Source organism: Methyloversatilis discipulorum (genome assembly GCF_000527135.1).
Lineage (GTDB): Bacteria > Pseudomonadota > Gammaproteobacteria > Burkholderiales > Rhodocyclaceae > Methyloversatilis > Methyloversatilis discipulorum.
Map to the genome: position 1 here is coordinate 3,457,506 of NZ_AZUP01000001.1, position 16,716 is coordinate 3,474,221.

Consider the following 16,716-nt stretch of genomic DNA (forward strand, 5'->3'; position numbering starts at 1 on the left):
CGTCGAGCGCGCCGCGACTATGATCAGTAGTGCGCTAATTGTTAAGGGACTAAATCCCGAGCCGCGGCGGCGCCTCTGCCCGGGTCGGCGCGCGTTGCGCCGCAATACCGGTAAACTTCCGGGGTGAGCGCATCCAACTTATCCATCCATCTGAACGGCCAGCCGCATCCGATCGCCCCCGGTCAGACCGTGGCCGATCTGGTTGCCGGGCTGGCGCTAACCGGCAAACGCATCGCGGTCGAGCGCAACGGCGAGATCGTGCCGCGTGCGGCGCATGCGCTGACCGTGCTGAGCGCTGGTGACCGCCTCGAAATCGTCGTCGCCGTCGGCGGCGGCTGAAACCGGACCATTCCCATGAGCAAGGACATCCTGAAGATAGGCGCGCGCGAGTTCTCGTCGCGCCTGCTGGTCGGCACCGGCAAGTACCGCGACTTCGACGAAACGCGCGAAGCGGTCGAGGCCTCTGGCGCCGAAATCATCACCGTTGCCATCCGCCGCACCAATATCGGCCAGGAGCCGGGCCAGCCCAGCCTGCTGGAAGTGCTGCCGCCGGACCGCTACACCCTGCTGCCCAATACCGCCGGCTGCTACACCGCCGACGACGCGGTGCGCACGCTGCGGCTGGCGCGCGAACTGCTCGACGGCCACAACCTGGTCAAGCTCGAAGTGCTGGGCGACGCCGACACGCTGTTCCCGGACATGACGCAGACGCTGGCCGCGGCCGAGACGCTGGTCAAGGACGGCTTCGACGTGATGGTTTACTGCTCGGACGACCCCATCATGGCCAAACGGCTGGAAGAGGCCGGCTGCGTCGCGGTGATGCCGCTGGCCAGCCTGATCGGCTCCGGCATGGGCATCCTGAATCCGTGGAATCTGCGCCTCATCATCGACAACGCGCGCGTGCCGGTCATCGTCGATGCCGGCGTCGGCACCGCGTCGGACGCCGCCATCGCGATGGAACTGGGCTGCGACGGCGTGCTGATGAACACCGCCATCGCCAAGGCGCAGAATCCGGTGCTGATGGCCAGCGCGATGAAGAAGGGCGTCGAGGCCGGCCGCGAAGCCTTCCTCGCCGGCCGCATGCCGCGCAAGCTCTACAGCGGCGCGCCCAGTTCGCCGACCAGCGGCCTGATCACCGGCTGAACCCACTTCGCGCGGCGCCTGATGCGTCGCGCAGCAGGACCTTTCGCATGAACGACGACAACACGCCGGACACCTCGGAGGGCGCCGACGACGCGCGCCCGCAACGCCACATCCGCAGCTACGTGCTGCGACAGGGCCGCATGTCGCCCGGCCAGGTGCGCAACATCGAAGAAGGCATGCCGCGCTGGGGCATTCCGTACGCGGCGCAGGCCATCGACTACGCCGCGGCATTTGGTCGCCGCGCGCCGGTAGTGCTGGAGATCGGCTTCGGCATGGGCTTCACCACCGCCGAAATCGCTGCCGCGCGGCCGGACACCGATTTCATCGGCATCGAGGTGCATGGCCCGGGCGTCGGCAATATGTTCAAGCTGATCGCCGAACAGCAGCTTGCCAACGTACGCGTCATCCAGCACGACGCGGTCGAGGTGCTGCGCGACATGATTCCCGATGGCTCGCTGGCTGGCGTGCACGTGTACTTCCCCGACCCGTGGCCGAAGAAGCGCCATCTGAAGCGCCGCCTGATCCAGGCGCCGCTGGTCGCCCAGCTCGCCACCAAGCTCGCACCCGGCGGCTATCTGCACTGCGCGACCGACATCGAGGACTATGGTCAGCAGATGCTGGACGTGCTCAGCGCCGAGCCGCTGCTGGAAAACACCGCCGACGGCTTCGCGCCGCGGCCGGACTATCGTCCGCTGACCAAGTTCGAAGCGCGCGGCCTCAGGCTGGGCCACGGCGTGTGGGATGTGATCTTCCGGCGCAGGGGCTGAGGCGTAACCAGCTGCAGGCGGAGCGCCCGCCCGCAGGCAGCTCAGTCCAGAAAACGCTGCAGCAGCTCGTTCAGGAAGCGCCGCCCCTGCGGCGTCGGCTTCACCCGTCCGCTGTCCAGTTCCAGCAAACCGGCTTCGCGCGCTTCGAGCAGGCGCGGCATGAGCTGTTCAAGCGGGAGGCCGGCGTGGCGGGCGAACAGGTCGACGTGGAAACCGTCGTTCAGCCGCGCCGCATTCATCATGAATTCGAAGGGCAGTTCGTCGGCACCCACCGTGCGCGATTCCTGCACGAAATCGCCGCGCGCCGCGCCTTCGAGGTAGGCATTGGGATGCTTGTGTCGCATGTCGCGCCGGATGCGGTCGTGGAAGCTCAGCTTGCCGTGGGCGCCGGCGCCGATGCCGAGGTAGTCGCCGAACTGCCAGTAATTCAGGTTGTGCAGGCACTGCTGGCCCGGTTTTGCGAAGGCCGACGTTTCGTAGTGCATGAAGCCGGCGTCGGCCAGACGCGCTTCGATCGCCTCCTGCATGTCGGCGGATACGTCGTCGTCCGGCAATTCCGGCGGCTGCGCGGCAAAGGGCGTGTTCGGCTCCAGCGTCAGGTGGTAACAGGACAGATGGCTCACGCCGGTGGCGATCGCGGTGTCGAGGTCAGCCAGCGCCTCGGCCAGCGTCTGCTGCGGCAGCGCGTACATCAGGTCGATGTTCACCCGTTCGAAGGTGTGCAGCGCGAGCTCGATCGCGCGCTGCGCTTCACGCGTGTCGTGGATGCGGCCGAGTGCGGCGAGCTGGCGGTCGTCGAAGCTCTGCACGCCGATCGACAGACGGTTCACGCCAGCGTCGCGGAAACCCTTGAAGCGGTCGGCTTCCACCGTGCCCGGATTCGCCTCGAGCGTGATTTCCGCTTCCGGCGACAGATTTACCCGTGCGCGCACCGCGGTGAGCAGGCGGTCGAGCGCCTCAGGTGTCATCAGGCTGGGCGTGCCGCCGCCGAAGAAAATGGTCTGCACCCGGCGGCCCCAGATGTCGGGCAGCGACGATTCCAGGTCGGCGATCAGTGCGTCGATGTAGGCGGCTTCGGGAATGCCGTCGCGCACCGTGTGCGAGTTGAAGTCGCAGTACGGGCACTTGCGTACGCACCAAGGGAAATGGATGTACAGCGACAGCGGCGGTGAAACGGTGAATGCCGGCGAGTTCGTGTTGGCCGGCGATGTGGCGCCCGCCGCCACCGGCTGCGCGGCGCGCGCCGGCTTCAGCGGGATGACGCGGGTCATGCGGCGCTCTTCAGCCGGTCGAGCAGGTGGCGCATCGCCGCTGCGCGATGCGACAGCGTGTTCTTCAGTTCGGATGCAAGTTCGGCGGCGGTCTGTTCGAGCGACGGCACGAAGAAGTGCGGGTCGTAGCCGAAACCGCCGTCACCGCGCGCCTGCTCGATGATTTCGCCGTGCCATTCGCCGTCGGCAATCAGCGGCTGCGGGTCGTCGGCCGAGCGCACCAGCACGATGACCGAATAGAAGTGGGCGCGACGGTCGTCGACGCCATGCAGATCGGCGATCAGCTTGGCGTTGTTGGCGAGGTCGGATTTCGGCTCGCCGGCGTAGCGCGCCGACAGCACGCCCGGCTTGCCGCCGAGCGCCGTCACGCACAGGCCGGAATCGTCGGCCAGTGCCGGCAGCCCGGTTTCGCGCGCAGCGTGGCGCGCCTTGGCCAGCGCGTTCTCGACGAAAGTGGCGTGCGGCTCGTCGGCTTCGCTGACGCCGAGCGAGCTCTGGGTGACCACCTCTATGCCCAGAGGCGCCAGCATGGCCGACAGCTCGCGCAGCTTGCCGGCGTTGTTGCTTGCGAGTACCAGGCGTTCGATCGGCATCGGAATCAGATCTCCAGTGCGCGGCGCTGGGCGGCGATCAGCCCGTTGATGCCGCTTTCGGCCAGATCCATCAGCGCGTTCAGTTCGCTGCGGGTGAAGGGCACGCCTTCGGCCGTGCCCTGTACTTCGCACAGGCCGCCGGAGGCGGTCATGACGACGTTCATGTCGGTGTCGCAGTTCGAATCCTCATCGTAGTCGAGGTCGAGCACCGGCGTGCCTTCGTGTATGCCGACCGATACCGCGGCGACCAGTTCGCGCAACGGGTTCGCCGGCAGCAGGCCCTTCTTCACCAGACCGCTCAGCGCGTCGTGCAGCGCGACGCAGGCGCCGGTGATCGAGGCGCAGCGGGTGCCGCCGTCGGCCTGCAGTACATCGCAGTCCAGCGTGATCTGGCGTTCGCCGAGCGCTGCGAGGTCGGTGACCGAGCGCAGGCTGCGGCCGATCAGGCGCTGGATTTCCTGGGTGCGGCCGGTCTGCTTGCCCTTGGCCGCCTCGCGCGCGCTGCGCGTGTGGGTGGAGCGGGGCAGCATGCCGTATTCGGCGGTCACCCAGCCCTGACCCTTGCCGCGCAGGAAAGGCGGCACGCTCTCTTCGACGCTGGCCGTGCACAGCACGCGCGTGTTGCCGATCTCGATCAGCACCGAACCTTCGGCGTGGCAGGTGAAATTACGGGTGATGCGCAGGTCGCGCGCCTGGTCGGGCCGGCGGCCGCTGGGTCGTGTCACGTCATTGTCCCTTCGAGTACTTGTTGATCGCGGAATTGATTTCCGCGATGGCGGATTCGATCGCCGATTCATCCCACTCCTCGCGCATCGACGCGCGGTCACCAAAGCTCTCGATCACCGTGGTGTGACGGTCGAGCGGCAGCGTGCGGGTGGTGACCGAGCCCTGCGGCTCGTCGGCGTAGTTGTCGTGCCAATTGATCGCCACCGTGGTCAGGTTGTCGGCGGTTTCTCCACCCGCGGCCTCCGCCTGATCCATCAAGCGCGGCACCGCTGTCATCACGTCCGGGTTCTCGAAGGTCTTCAGCAGCACGTCATTGCCGAGCGGGCCCCACACGCCGTCACTGCACAGCAGGACGGTGTCACCGGCGAGCAGGGGCGTCTTGCGCGAATACTCGATCTGCGGCGCGATCGGACCGCCGAGACAGCTGTAGATGCGGTTGCGGTGCGGGTGGGTCATCGCGCCGTCCTCGTCCAGCAGGCCGCGATCGATCATGCGTTGCACGCGCGAGTGGTCACGCGTCTGCGTCATCACGTGACCGGCGCGCAGCACGTACAGCCGCGAATCGCCTGCGTGCGCCCAGTAGGCGACCGAATCCTGGATCACACAGGCGACACAGGTGGTGCGTGGCCCGTCCTCAAGGTCGCGCTCGTCGGCGTAGTCGAGGATGGCGCAATGCGCGTTGGTCAGGCCGCGCGACAGGAACAGGAAAGGGTCGTTCAGCCGCGGCTTGGCTTCGCGCTGGAAGGACTCGACCAGGTACTGCACCGCGATCTGCGCCGCTACTTCGCCCTGGAAGTGGCCACCCATGCCGTCGGCCACCACCAACAGCAGTGCGTCGCGTGAATACGAGTAGGCCATGCGGTCCTGATTGGACTTGCGCTTGCCGACGCGGCTGTCCTGAAAGATGGTGAATCTCATTTGCTCATCCAGGTGCTGAAGCGGCTGAACTGTGCGCGCACGCGGTTGAGCCAGTGATCGGAAGCGCTTGTGCTGGCGGCGGCAGCGGCGGCGGCCGCCAGTTCCGCCTCTTCGTTCTCGCGGTCCCAGGTGGCCAGCGACCGCTGCAGGGCGAAAACGCTCTGCGGCCGCTTCAGGTGATTGAGCTGCATGCACAGGTCTATGGTTTCGAGCAGCTGCTTCGAGTACTGGCCTATCCAGCGCTCGGACGCGAGGATGACCGTATCGTTCTCCATGCGCTGGTCGGCCGCCTGCGGCGGTCCGCCCGACAGGCAGGCGTACATGCTGGCGCCGATGCTGTAGATGTCGCTCCACGGGCCGAGCAGATCGCGGTTGCGGTAGTGCTCGGGGGCGGCAAAGCCGGGCGTGTACATCGGTTTCAGCATCGGCGTGTCGACCATCAGCGTGTTGCGCGCGGCGCCGAAGTCGATCAGCACCGGCGAACCGTTGTTGCGCAGGTAGATGTTCGACGGCTTGATGTCCAGGTGCAGCAGCTTGTGCGAATGCACTTCGCGCAGGCCGTTGAGCAGGCGTGTGAACACGTAGCGGATGAAGCTCTCGCGGATTTCGCCGCGGCGACGCGTGATGTAGTCCTGCAGCGTGCGTCCGCGTTCGTAGCGCATCACCATGTACACGGTGTCGTTGGCGCGGAAGAAGTTGAGCACGCGCACCACGTTCGGGTGATTCAGCCCGGCCAGCGTGCGCCCCTCCTCGAAGAAGCACTTCATGCCGTAGCGGAAGGCGGGCAGGAATTCCTCGGGAATCTTCGGCTGGATATGGCCTTCCTCGCGCAGCGCCAGCGCGTTCGGCAGGTATTCCTTGATCGCGACCGGCGTGTTGTCGCGGTCGTGCGCCAGATAGACGATGGAAAACCCGCCCAGGCTCAATTGGCTGTGGATGCGGTACTGGTCCAGTTCAAAGCCCGGCGGCAGGGCGCAATTGACTTGTGGGGGCATTCTGCGGGCCGCTATGATCCTTGTTTCGGCGCGATTCTGGGCGTTTGCCCACAGGCTGTAAAGCTGCCCGACAGGTGCTGTCGGCGGCGTTTGCACGCGTTGATGACCGATGGATCAACAGGGGAAGAACGCGTGGCAGGCAGCATACACAGCATGACGGGTTTCGCGACGGCTGCAGTCAGTGTCGGCGCAGCGACGCTGAACCTTGAGCTCAGAACCGTTAATTCGCGTTTCCTCGACCTGCATTTCCGGCTGCCCGACGAACTGCGCGTGATCGAGCCCGTGCTGCGCGAGCAGATCACCGGCGCGCTGTCGCGCGGCAAGGTCGATTGCCGTGCCGGGCTGCAGGCGAGCGGCGAATCGGCGCGCGAACTGGCGCTGAACCCGCAGCTGCTGGCCCAGCTGGTGGCACTCGAAGCCGGCGTGCGCGCGGCACTGCCGCAGGCCGCCTCGCTGTCGGTCGCTGAGGTACTGCGCTGGCCCGGCATGCTGGGCGACGACACGATACCGGCCGAGGCGCTGACCGAAGCGGGCGCACGTGCGGTGCGGCAGGCGCTGGCCGACCTCACCGCGTCGCGCAGCCGCGAAGGCGTGCGACTGGCCGGCATGCTGATGGAGCGCGTCACCCGCATGCGCGAACTGGTGGCTCAGGTCACGCCGCGTGTGCCCGAAGTGGTGCGCGAATACCAGGCCAAGCTCGTGCAGAAGCTGCAGGAAGCCATCGGCAGCGCGGACGACGAACGCATCCGTACCGAAGTCGGCCTGTTCGCGGTGCGCATCGACGTCGCCGAGGAACTGAACCGGCTGTCGGCGCATCTCGACGAAGTGGAGCGCATCCTCGCCAAGGGCGGCAGCGCCGGCAAACGGCTCGACTTCCTGATGCAGGAACTGAACCGCGAGGCGAACACGCTGGCCTCGAAGTCGGTCGCGCAGGACGTCGGCGGCGTCGCGATGGAGCTCAAGCTGCTGATCGAACAGATGCGCGAGCAGGTGCAGAACATCGAGTGAGCCCGCGGGAGTCGCTTGGCAGCTCCAGATTCACGCCGGCCTGCCGTTGACGCGGTTCCGGCGTATTTCGTCCTTTTCATTGCAAGACATGGCTAAACGCGGCGTACTTTTCATCGTCAGCGCACCGTCCGGTGCAGGCAAGACCACGCTGGTGCGTGGTCTGCTCGAACGCGACCCGCAGATCGGACTGTCGGTGTCGCACACTACCCGGGCGGCGCGGCCGGGCGAGGTGGATGGCGTTGCCTATCACTTCGTCAGCATCGACACCTTCGACGCGATGCGCGCGGCCGGCGACTTCATCGAGTCGGCGCACGTGCATGGCAACTACTACGGCACCTCGCGTCGCTGGCTCGAAGAACGGCTCAATGCCGGCCATGACGTGTTGCTGGAAATCGACTGGCAGGGCGCCCAGCAGGTGCGTGCGCTGTTTCCGGAGGCGGTGAGCATCTTCATCCTGCCGCCGTCGTTCGAGGCACTGGCGCAGCGCCTGACCGGCCGCGGATCGGACGCGCCGGAGGTGATAGAACGAAGGCTGGCCGCGGCACGCGAAGAGATCAGTCATCTTCGCGAGTTTGATTTCGTTATAATCAATAACATACTGAGTCAGGCGCTGGACGAAATGGTCACCGTCGCACGCGCTGCGCGGCTGCTCCGCTCGAGCCAGATGGCCCGACATCCCGAATTTTTCCATTCCCTGGGTGTTAACTGATATGGCACGCATTACCGTCGAAGATTGTCTGAAGCGCATTCCGAACCGTTTCCAGTTGACGCTGGTTGCCACCTACCGTGCCCGCCAGCTTTCCGCCGGCAGCACGCCGCAGGTCGATGGCGACAAGGACAAGCCCACCGTCGTCGCGCTGCGTGAAATCGCCGCCGGCAAGGTCGGTCTGGAAATCCTGAATCGAGGCCAGGCCTGATGAGGCCGGGCTGTCAGCGCTGAACTGAATGAACCGACCGGTGGACGACCTCATCATGCCCACCCCGGTCGCCCACGTTACGCCTGCACAGCCCATCGTCAGCCTCGGCCCGGCTGACAACGACCCCGACGCCGGTACGCCGGCGCCCCCCTGTTCCACGGTCGCCGATCTCGAACGCCTGATCGCCGACATCTCCACCTATCTGCGCGACGAAGACGTGCAGCGCGTGCGCGACGCGTATGCGCTGTCGGCCAGTGCGCACGCCGGGCAGTTCCGCATGAGCGGCGAGCCTTACGTGTCGCATCCGCTGGCGGTCGCCGAAATCCTCGCCGGCTGGCAGCTCGATTCGCAGGCGCTGTGCGCGGCGCTGCTGCACGACGTGATGGAAGACACCGCCATCACCAAGGCGGAGATTGCCGAACGCTTCGGCAAGGTGGTGGCCGAGCTGGTCGATGGCGTGTCCAAGCTCGACAAGATCGAGTTCCAGTCGAAGGAAGACGCGCAGGCCGAGAACTTCCGCAAGATGCTGATGGCGATGGCGCGCGACGTGCGCGTCATCCTGATCAAGCTGGCCGACCGCACGCACAACATGCGCACGCTCGGTTCGATGCGGCCGGACAAGCAGCGCCGCATCGCCCGCGAAACGCTGGAAATCCACGCCCCGATCGCCAATCGCCTCGGCCTGCACGCGGTGTACCGCGAACTGCAGGACATGTCCTTCCACGCCATGCACCCGATGCGCTATCGCGTGCTGGAACGCGCGATGAAGTCGGCGCGCGGCAACCGGCGCGAGGTCGTGGGCAAGATTACCGAGGCGATCCGCACCCGCCTGCCGGAGCGCGGCATCGAAGCCGACGTGTTCGGCCGCGAGAAGAGCCTGTATTCGATCTTCCGCAAGATGCGCGACAAGCACCTGACTTTCTCGCAGGTGCTCGACATCTATGGTTTCCGCGTCGTGGTGAAGGACGTGGCGGCCTGCTATCTGGCCCTCGGCGCGCTGCACGCGCTGTACAAGCCGGTGCCGGGCAAGTTCAAGGACTACATCGCGATCCCGAAGGCCAACGGCTACCAGTCGCTGCACACCACGCTGATCGGCCCCTTCGGTACGCCGGTCGAGGTGCAGATTCGCACCGCCGAAATGCACCAGATCGCGCAGAACGGCGTGGCTTCGCACTGGCTGTACAAGGACAGCGAACAGTCGCTCGACGATCTGCAGGCCAATACCCACCGCTGGCTGCAGTCGCTGCTCGAACTGCAGAGCTCGGCGCCCGATTCGGCCGAGTTCCTCGAACACGTGAAGATCGACCTGTTCCCGGGCGAGGTGTACGTGTTCACGCCCAAGGGCAAGATCATGTCGCTGCCGCGCGGCGCGACCGCGGTCGACTTCGCCTACGCGGTGCACACCGACGTCGGCCACTGCTGTGTGGCCTGTCGCATCAACCAGGAACTGATGCCGTTGCGCAGCGAGCTGAGCAGCGGTGATCAGGTCGAAATCATCACCGCCTCGCACCCGAACCCCAACCCGGCCTGGCTGGGCTATGTGAAGACCGGCAAGGCGCGCGCGCAGATCCGCCACTTCCTGAAGACCATGCAGGTCGAGGAATCTGCGCAGCTGGGCGAACGGCTGCTGACCCAGGCGCTGCGGCAGTTCGGCGTCACGCCGGACGAGATCGGTGACGCCTCGTGGGCGCAGTGGCTGGAGACCGCCGAAGTGAAGAGCCGCAAGGAAGCGCTGGCCGACATCGGCCAGGGCAAGAGCTCGGCCACCTTCGTCGCGCGCAGCCTGCTCAAGCTGCAGACCGCCAGCGAACAGCAGGGCACGCCGCTGCCGGCGCCGGAGAGCGCGCTGCTGATCCGCGGTTCCGAGGGCATGGCGGTGCAGATCGCACGTTGCTGCCAGCCGATACCGGGCGACCCCATCGTCGGCCAGCTGCGCGTCGGTTCCGGCCTGATGATCCACGCGCACGATTGCCCGACGCTGCGCCGCAACCGCAAGGACGGTGACCAGTGGGTCGATGTCGAGTGGGAGCGCGACAACAGCCGCGTGTTCGAGGTGGGCATCCGCGTCATCGCTGCCAATCGTCCCGGCGTGCTGGCCAAGGTCGCCTTCGAGATCGCCGAATGCGGCGCCAACATCCAGAATGTCGGCATGGAAGAGGACGGCAGCCTCTATACGCAGATCCATTTCACGCTGCAGGTCAGTGATCGCGTCCATCTGGCGCGCATCATGAAGGGCCTGCGCCGCGTGCCGGAAGTCGTGCGCATTGCCCGTGTGCGGGCTTGCGACAAGGCCGACGAGTCGCGCGGCAAGACACATTGAGTCGTTTCCAACGGAGTTTCAATTGGCTGATTACGAATCCGATCACACGCGCTTCATGCGCGAGTACCTCGAAAAGCATCCCGAGCAGGTCGAAGAGCAGCGTCGCGGTCGCGCGCTGTGGTGGGACAAGCCGCAGGACTTCGAAGCGCAGCGCCGCTTCAACGAAGCACGCGTCGCGCAGAAGGCCTATCCCTACCAGACCGACCTGACGCCCACCGACGCGCACTGAAGCTGCACCGTCCTTCCTTCGACCGCCCTGTGCGCCGCGCCGTTGAGCCGGCGCGCAGGGTGGTGTCCATCGCATGAGCGTGTTCGATCAGCCGCTGGCCATCGTCGACCTGGAAACAACAGGGGGCGACCCGCGCGCCGACCGCGTGACCGAGGTTGGCGTCGTGCTGATCGACGGGCCGCAGCGGAGCGAGTGGTCCAGCCTGGTCAATCCGGGCGTGCCGATTCCGCTGTCCATCCAGCGCTTCACCGGCATCACCGACGACATGGTCGCCCGCGCGCCGCGCTTTGCCGAGATCGCGGAGGAATTGGCGGCGCTGCTGCACGACCGCCTGTTCGTGGCGCATAACGCGCGCTTCGACCACGGCTTCCTGCGCAACGAGTTCGCCCGCGTCGGCCTGAATTTCGCGCCGCGTGTGCTCTGCTCGGTCAAGCTGTCGCGCGCGCTCTATCCGCACTTTTCGCGCCACGGGCTGGACGCGCTGATGGAGCGCTTCGGGCTGGTCTGCGACGCTCGCCACCGCGCCATCGGTGACGCGCGACTGGTGCGCGACTTTCTCGACATCGTCGCCCGCGACTTTCCGCCGGCGGTGATCGCTCCGGCGATGGAGAAGGCCGGGCGCACCGCGGCTGCGCCGCCCGGCATGACACCGGGCGCGCTCGACGACGTGCCGGAGGCGCCCGGCGTCTACCTGTTCTACGGTGCCGCGCCGGAGTCGACAGATCTGCTGCCGGCGCCGGCAGAGCTGCCGCTCTACATCGGCAAGAGCCGTAACCTGCGTTCGCGCGTGCTGGCGCACTTCACCGGTTCGCACAAGGGCGGACAGGCGGCGCGCATGCTGCGCGAGACGAAGCGCGTCGATTGGGTCGAGACAGCGGGAGAACTCGGTGCTCTGCTGCTCGAAGCGAAGCTGGTGAAGCAGTTGCAGCCGCTCTACAACAAGCAGTTGCGGGCCGGCGGCCCCGCGGTGGCACTGGCGCTGCGCGGCGGCCCCGGTAACGAGGTGGCGGCCGGCGAAGCAGCGCTGACGCTGGTCGATCTCGACCGCGTCACGCCGCGTCAGCTGGCGGGGCTGTACGGCCCCTTCCGTTCCCGCCGCGACTGTCTGACCACGCTGCGCGAACTGGCGACCGCCTGGCAGCTGTGTCCGAAGCGCATCGGTCTGCAGGGTTACGAGCGGCGCACCGCCGCCTGCGTCAATGTGCAGATCAAGCGCTGCCGCGGTGTCTGTTGCGGTCGCGAAGACCCGCGGCAGCACGATATGCGGCTGATGAGTGCGCTCGACGGCCTGCGCATGCCCGACTGGCCGTGGCCCGACGCCGTGGCGGTGCGCGAGCGCCGTCCGGGCGCCGAACGCGGTGATCGACACTGGCTGGCGCACTGGTGCTACCTCGGCAGCGCGCCGGAGGGCAGCGACGACGCTGCGCCACCGCAGCGCGACGCGCGCTTCGACTACGACCACTATCGCATCCTGCGCCGCCACCTCGAAGGGCTGCCGGCAGACGCGATCGAGACCGTCGTCAGCTGACGGCACATCCTGCGGATGGGGCGACGCTGATCACGTCGTCCTGCAGAGACCGGCATCATGATGCGTGGCGCCCGGGCTATTCGGACGGATGCACCAGCGACTGTCGCAACTGGTCTGCCGACATCGGGCGGGCAAACAGATAGCCCTGACCCTCCGAACACCCGAGCCGCAACAGCAGTTCAGCCTGTTCCGACAGCTCTATGCCCTCGGCGATGGTGGTCATGCGCAGCGAGCGACCCAGCGCCAGCATGGCCTCTATCATTGCACGAGCGTCGTCGCTCTCTGTCAGGTCGATGATGAATGAACGGTCAATCTTGATGCGATCTATCGGCAGGCCGCGCAGTACGCTCAGCGACGAGTAGCCGGTGCCGAAGTCGTCGATGCTGATCGAGACGCCCAAACGTTTCAGCGCGTCGAGTATGCCGGCGCTGTGTTCGATTACCTGCAGCGTGGACTCGGTGATTTCGAGCTCCAGCGATTCGGCCGGGAAGCCTGTTTCGGTCAGCACCTCCAGCACGTGGGCGACGAAATCCTCGCGCATGAACTGCCTGACCGACACGTTGACGGCGAGGCGCATCTGTCGCCCGTCGTTGTCCGGCAGGCCGACGATGTCGTGGCAGGCGCGGCGCAGCACCCACATGCCCAGCGTTTCGATGATGCCGCTCTCTTCGGCGACCGGGATGAAGCGGGCGGGCGAGATCATGCCCAGTTCCGGATGCGGCCAGCGCACCAGTGCCTCGACGCCGATTACGTGCGCGTCGGACAGCCGGAGCTGCGGCTGGTAATGCACCTCCAGCGCGTCGTTGTCGATCGCGCGACGCAGGCCCTGTTCCATCTGCATGCGTTCCTGGGTGCGCTCCGACATGTCGGTCGTGAAGAACTGATAGCGGTTGCGTCCTTGCGACTTGGCCGAGTACATCGCGATGTCGGCGGCACGCATCAGCACGGTACGGTCGCTGCCGTGATCGGGGAAGACAGCGATGCCGATGCTGCCGGTGATGCGTATCTGCTCGTCGCCGAGCGCGAACGGATCGCGCAGTGCATTGAGCAGCTTCATCGCCAGGTGCGAGGCGTCTTCAGGCTGCGCGCTGCCGGTCAGTACGACGAATTCGTCGCCGCCGAGGCGGGCCAGCGTGTCACTGCGGCGCAGCGTGTCGCGCAGGCGCACCGACACTGCGCGCAGCAGTTCGTCGCCCATGCCGTGACCCAGCGTGTCGTTCACCCCCTTGAAACTGTCGAGGTCGAGGAAGAGCAGGATGCAGCGCTGCTGCGCACGACGCGCCTGCTCGATCGCGCGCTCGAAACGGTCGTCGAACAGCAGGCGGTTGGGCAGGCCGGTCAGCGCGTCGTGATGCGCCAGATGATTCAGCTTCTCCTCTGCCTGGTGGATGGCGCTGAAATCGGAGAAGGCGGCGACGAAATGGGTGACCGTGCCGATGTCGTTGCGCACGGCGCTGATGCTTTCCCAGGCAGGGAAGCTGTCGCCAGACGCGCGTTGGCACAGCACCTCGCCCTGCCAGTAGCCGGTACCCGAGGGAGCGATCAGCGCCGCGTAGAAATCGTCGCCGTGGCCGGTTCCCAGCACCGCGTCAGGGTCAAGGCCAAGTACCTGGGTCTCGTCGTGCCCGGTGATGCGTGTGTAGGCCGCGTTGACGGCGACGATGCGGCGCTGCGCATCCGCGATCACGATGGCTTCGGCCGTGGTGTGGAACACGACGCTGGACTGGCGCAGGCGCTCCTCGTCGCGCCGGCGCTGCGTCACGTCCTGCAGGATGCCGACGATGCGCTGCTCGCCCGCCGGGTCGCCATAAGCGCGCGCGTGCGCTTCCAGATTGCGTGCGCCACCATTGCCTGCGGTGCGGAATTCGATGCGCACCGGATCGCCGCGCTGCAGTGCCGCGTTCAGCGCCGCCGACACGCGCTCGCGATCGCCGGCATCGACGCGTGACAGAAAGAGATTCCAAGATTCGTCCAGTGGAACCGGGCGGTCGCCGAACAGGCTGCGCAAGTGGCCGTCGCCGTGCAGCTGCATCGAATCGCCCTGCCATTCGAGTACGCCGAGCGAGGCGGCATCGAGCGCCTGCTTGAACAGCTGCTCGCTGCGCTCCACGAGCACCTCGACCTCGCGGCGCGCCAGTGCCATCTGTATCGTCGCATGCAGTTCGCGCGCTTCGCAGGGTTTGACCAGATAGCCGAAGGGCCGGCAGTCGAGCGCACGGCGCAGCGTGTCGTCCTCGGCGTAGGCGGTCAGGAACACCACGGGTACGCGATGCAGTGACTGGATCTGCAGCGCCGCATCGATGCCATCGAGCGGACCCTCGAGGTGGATGTCCATCAGCACCAGGTCGGGCGCCACCTCACCGACCCGGCGCACCGCCTGCTCGCCGCTGGCCAGCACCGCGCCCACCTTGTAGCCGAAGGACTGCAACTGGTTCTTCAGGTCGAAGGCGATCACGCGTTCGTCCTCGACCAGCATCAGGTTGATCGGGAGCGGAGCGTTCATGGCGTGCCTCGTACGTTGAACATTGCCGGAAAGGTGATGAGGTAGTGTGCGCCGCCGTCGCGCACCATCTGCAGTGTCCCGTGCAGCTGATCCACCAGCAGCGGCACCAGTTGCAGGCCGAGCGACTTCACGTTGTCAAAGTCGAACCCCTCGGGCAGGCCGACGCCGTCGTCGCGCACGGCCAGGGTCAGCCGGTCACTGCCGCTGGACAGCGCGATGGTGATGATGCCCGTGCGTTGGCCAGGGAAGGCGTGCTTGAACGCATTGGTGACCAGTTCGTTCACCACCAGCCCGCACGGGATGGCGCGTTCCAGATCGAGGTACACCGGCCGCTCCGGGCGTTCGAGCTGCAACTCGACGCCGCTCGCGCTGCTGCGATAGGCACCGCGCAGCAACTGGGCCAGACGGTCCAGGTAGTCGCCGAGATCCATGCGCGAGAAATCCTTGCGCTCGTACAGCAGCTGATGGGTCAGCGCCATCGCCCGCACGCGGTTCTGGCTCTCGTTCAGGATGTCGCGCACGCGCGGGTCGTCGACATTGTTGGCCTGCAGATTGAGCAGGCTGGTGATGACCTGCAGATTGTTCTTGACCCGGTGGTGGACCTCGTTGAGCAGCACCGTCTTTTCCTGCAGCGCCTGTTCCAGCACCTGCTGCGCGCGGCGTCGCTCGGTGATGTCGACGATGGATGCCAGCACCATGACGCCTTCGCCGGTGTCCATCGGATTCAGACCGATTTCGACCGGAAACTCGCTGCCGTCGGCGCGGCAGGCGAACAGATCGCGACCGCCACCCATGGGGCGAGGGCTGGGGGATGACAGGAAGCTGTGACGGAAGTCGGCGTGGTGCGCGCGCGCGGCCGACGGCACCAGCATATCGACCGAGCGGCCGATCAGTTCGGAGCGCGGGTAGCCGAACAGCCTTTCGGTCTGTTCGTTGACCAGCACCATCATGCCGCGGCCATCGACCAGCACCATCGCGCTGGGGGCGTACTCGACGACGCGACGGAAGGCGTCGTCGTTCATCTGCGGCATCGGCGGGGCGTCGTGCCCGGCCGTACCCTCGGCGCGGATATCCATCGGCCATCCTCCATGAGCCCGCACATATTCCGGGCTCATTCATTCTGGATGGCGCCTTGCATCGACACAAGGTTGTGTTGCCCTTCGTTGCGATTGCACCAAAAACAAAAGCCCCTGCGGTTGGCAGGGGCTTTGGCTGTGGCTTTGCGCTGCGATCAGGCTTCGGGGTCGTACATGCAGTGCTTGATCTTGTGGCGGTTGGCGATCAGCTCGTCGATCGTCGGCTTGCCGGTCATTGCGCGCTGTATCGCGATCTTGGTTGCTTCGTAGTTCGTGCGGTACAGATCCTTCATGTCCAGATTGGGGTCCTTGACCGCGTTCGGGTCCAGCCACACCAGGTCGATGATGACCAGTTCGTCCACCAGTTCCTTCGGGATGATGCCTTCCGACACGCAGTCGACGACGGCGTCAGCGGTGGCCGACTGCACCACGCCGCCCAGCAGTTCGACGGTGCGCGAATTCTTGATCGTGACCTTGGGCACCATCATCGTGGCCGGCTTGGCCATCTGGTTGCAGTCGCGCACGGCCAGCATGCGGGTGTGACCGGCGGTCTGGCCCATCATCTGGGCGAAGGCCTGGCCGACCGGGCCGTCGATCGAGCCGATGACGATTTCCGGCATGGCGTCGGTGTATTGACCTTCCTTGGCAAAGACGGTGGCTTCACCGACCTTCATCACGATACGTTCGGACATGGTTCGATTCCTTTTGACAGTGTTTTCAAT

The 16,716-nt window shown here is 66.2% G+C and carries 17 protein-coding genes; 9 read left to right on the plus strand and 8 right to left on the minus strand.

Translation table 11 applies throughout. The features are described 5' to 3' along the window. Positions 1-123: 123 nt before the first annotated feature. Genes thiS through trmB form a run of 3 tightly spaced genes read left to right on the plus strand, consistent with a single transcriptional unit; the run spans position 124 to position 1,910 of the window. Positions 124-339 (plus strand): sulfur carrier protein ThiS, encoded by a 216-nt coding sequence (gene thiS, locus METFAM1_RS0116215; RefSeq protein ID WP_019916471.1) that lies wholly within the window; start codon positions 124-126, stop codon positions 337-339. A gap of 15 nt (positions 340-354) precedes the next feature. Beyond that, positions 355-1,143, plus strand: coding sequence for a thiazole synthase (locus METFAM1_RS0116220; protein ID WP_019916472.1), 789 nt, complete (start codon positions 355-357; stop codon positions 1,141-1,143). A 47-nt stretch (positions 1,144-1,190) separates the two neighbouring features. Beyond that, the gene (gene trmB, locus METFAM1_RS0116225; protein WP_019916473.1) at positions 1,191-1,910 is read left to right on the plus strand and encodes a tRNA (guanosine(46)-N7)-methyltransferase TrmB; all 720 of its coding nucleotides are present in this window, start codon (positions 1,191-1,193) and stop codon (positions 1,908-1,910) included. A 41-nt stretch (positions 1,911-1,951) separates the two neighbouring features. On the opposite strand, the gene hemW is transcribed toward trmB, so the two are convergent. From hemW to METFAM1_RS0116250, 5 genes are read right to left on the minus strand one after another with little or no spacing between them, the layout of a single operon-like run. Continuing rightward, on the minus strand, positions 1,952-3,181 hold the full coding sequence (hemW, locus tag METFAM1_RS0116230) for a radical SAM family heme chaperone HemW (RefSeq protein WP_019916474.1): 1,230 nt from the start codon (positions 3,179-3,181) through the stop codon (positions 1,952-1,954). Continuing rightward, positions 3,178-3,774 carry an RdgB/HAM1 family non-canonical purine NTP pyrophosphatase gene (gene rdgB / locus METFAM1_RS0116235; RefSeq protein WP_019916475.1) on the minus strand — a complete coding sequence of 199 codons (597 nt, stop codon included), beginning with the start codon at positions 3,772-3,774 and terminating at the stop codon, positions 3,178-3,180. Before rdgB ends, hemW begins: the two co-directional genes overlap by 4 nt. A gap of 5 nt (positions 3,775-3,779) precedes the next feature. Then, positions 3,780-4,499 (minus strand): ribonuclease PH, encoded by a 720-nt coding sequence (gene rph, locus METFAM1_RS0116240; protein ID WP_019916476.1) that lies wholly within the window; start codon positions 4,497-4,499, stop codon positions 3,780-3,782. Between the two features lies 1 nt (position 4,500). Continuing rightward, on the minus strand, positions 4,501-5,418 hold the full coding sequence (locus METFAM1_RS0116245; protein ID WP_019916477.1) for a PP2C family protein-serine/threonine phosphatase: 918 nt from the start codon (positions 5,416-5,418) through the stop codon (positions 4,501-4,503). Further along, on the minus strand, positions 5,415-6,413 hold the full coding sequence (locus METFAM1_RS0116250; protein ID WP_024300767.1) for a serine/threonine protein kinase: 999 nt from the start codon (positions 6,411-6,413) through the stop codon (positions 5,415-5,417). The genes METFAM1_RS0116245 and METFAM1_RS0116250 overlap by 4 nt, the downstream gene beginning before the upstream one ends. Positions 6,414-6,566: 153 nt before the next feature. On the opposite strand from METFAM1_RS0116250, the gene METFAM1_RS0116255 reads away from it, so the two are divergent. The 6 genes from METFAM1_RS0116255 (at position 6,567) to METFAM1_RS0116280 (ending at position 12,415) form a co-directional block, all read left to right on the plus strand. Next, on the plus strand, positions 6,567-7,421 hold the full coding sequence (locus METFAM1_RS0116255; RefSeq protein WP_027490942.1) for a YicC/YloC family endoribonuclease: 855 nt from the start codon (positions 6,567-6,569) through the stop codon (positions 7,419-7,421). A gap of 88 nt (positions 7,422-7,509) precedes the next feature. Next, positions 7,510-8,130 (plus strand): guanylate kinase, encoded by a 621-nt coding sequence (gene gmk, locus METFAM1_RS0116260; RefSeq protein WP_019916481.1) that lies wholly within the window; start codon positions 7,510-7,512, stop codon positions 8,128-8,130. A gap of 1 nt (position 8,131) precedes the next feature. Beyond that, on the plus strand, positions 8,132-8,338 hold the full coding sequence (gene rpoZ / locus METFAM1_RS0116265; RefSeq protein ID WP_019916482.1) for a DNA-directed RNA polymerase subunit omega: 207 nt from the start codon (positions 8,132-8,134) through the stop codon (positions 8,336-8,338). Between the two features lie 55 nt (positions 8,339-8,393). Further along, positions 8,394-10,658 (plus strand): RelA/SpoT family protein, encoded by a 2,265-nt coding sequence (locus tag METFAM1_RS0116270; RefSeq protein WP_027490943.1) that lies wholly within the window; start codon positions 8,394-8,396, stop codon positions 10,656-10,658. 22 nt (positions 10,659-10,680) lie between these two features. Continuing rightward, positions 10,681-10,887, plus strand: a complete 207-nt coding sequence (locus tag METFAM1_RS0116275) for a DUF3460 family protein (RefSeq protein ID WP_019916484.1) — start codon at positions 10,681-10,683, stop codon at positions 10,885-10,887. A gap of 73 nt (positions 10,888-10,960) precedes the next feature. Beyond that, positions 10,961-12,415, plus strand: coding sequence for a 3'-5' exonuclease family protein (locus tag METFAM1_RS0116280; protein WP_019916485.1), 1,455 nt, complete (start codon positions 10,961-10,963; stop codon positions 12,413-12,415). 76 nt (positions 12,416-12,491) lie between these two features. Here METFAM1_RS0116280 and METFAM1_RS0116285 read toward each other — a convergent pair whose 3' ends face one another. The 3 genes from METFAM1_RS0116285 to fae form a co-directional block, all read right to left on the minus strand. Next, positions 12,492-14,918 carry a two-component system response regulator gene (locus METFAM1_RS0116285; protein ID WP_019916486.1) on the minus strand — a complete coding sequence of 809 codons (2,427 nt, stop codon included), beginning with the start codon at positions 14,916-14,918 and terminating at the stop codon, positions 12,492-12,494. After that, a complete protein-coding gene (locus tag METFAM1_RS0116290) occupies positions 14,915-15,994 on the minus strand; it encodes a sensor histidine kinase (protein WP_019916487.1) in 1,080 nt (359 codons plus the stop codon). Before METFAM1_RS0116290 ends, METFAM1_RS0116285 begins: the two co-directional genes overlap by 4 nt. 155 nt (positions 15,995-16,149) lie before the next feature. Then, complete coding sequence (fae, locus tag METFAM1_RS0116295) at positions 16,150-16,686, minus strand: formaldehyde-activating enzyme (protein ID WP_019916488.1); 537 nt, start codon at positions 16,684-16,686, stop codon at positions 16,150-16,152. Positions 16,687-16,716: the final 30 nt, after the last annotated feature.